The following is a 750-nucleotide window of genomic DNA, read 5'->3' on the forward strand; positions in this document are numbered from 1 at the left end:
GTTGATAGGCCGGATCTGGAAGCCCAGTAATGGGTGGAGGTGACCGGTACTAATAGGCCGAGGGCTTGTCCTCAGTTGCTCGCGTCCACTGTGTTAGTTCTGAGGCAACGACTGTTGCCGGCTTTGAGTTGAACACACAATTAAAGAGTGTGCTTGTTCGCTCGAAACCATTAGGGTTTCGGTGGTTATAGCGTGAGGGAAACGCCCGGTTACATTTCGAACCCGGAAGCTAAGCCTCACAGCGCCGATGGTACTGCAGGGGGGACCCTGTGGGAGAGTAGGACGCCGCCGAACAATCTTTGGAAGGACCTTTGGTCCCAGCGTTCAGCTGGGGCCGAAGGTCCTTTTTTTGTTTTTCCGGAGCGCGCCGGGTACTCGGCTGCGCGAGAATGACTTGCGGTACCGAAGACAGGAGTCACCGATGTCCACCAACTCTCCCGACGATCGACCGGAGCGCGACCAGCGGCGACGGGACAGTGGTGACCGCGGCGACCGGGGTGACCGCAGCGGTCGCCCCGGGGACCGTGGAGACCGCGGCGGCTTCCGTCGAGACAATGACCGTGGCGGGGACCGCGGTGGGGATCGGGGCGGTTTCCGTCGCGACGACCGCCGTGGTGACGACCGCCGTGACGGCGACCGTGGCGGCGACCGCGGTGGTTTCCGCCGTGACGACAACCGCGGTGGTGGTTACGGCCGGCGTGACGACCGTTCCGGCGGGCCGCGTCGTGACGACCGCGGTGACCGTCCTCC

General features: G+C 63.9%; 1 protein-coding gene and 1 rRNA gene. Both read left to right on the forward strand.

The window, feature by feature from the left end:
• Nucleotides 1-177: 177 nt before the first annotated feature.
• Nucleotides 178-294, forward strand: a 5S ribosomal RNA gene (rrf, locus tag ACWCQK_RS34015).
• 185 nt (nt 295-479) lie between these two features.
• Nucleotides 480-750, forward strand: a 271-nt coding sequence (locus tag ACWCQK_RS34020) for a hypothetical protein (protein WP_451161724.1), incomplete at its 3' end; no start/stop codon positions are given.

The organism is Streptomyces sp. NPDC002306 (genome assembly GCF_053593435.1).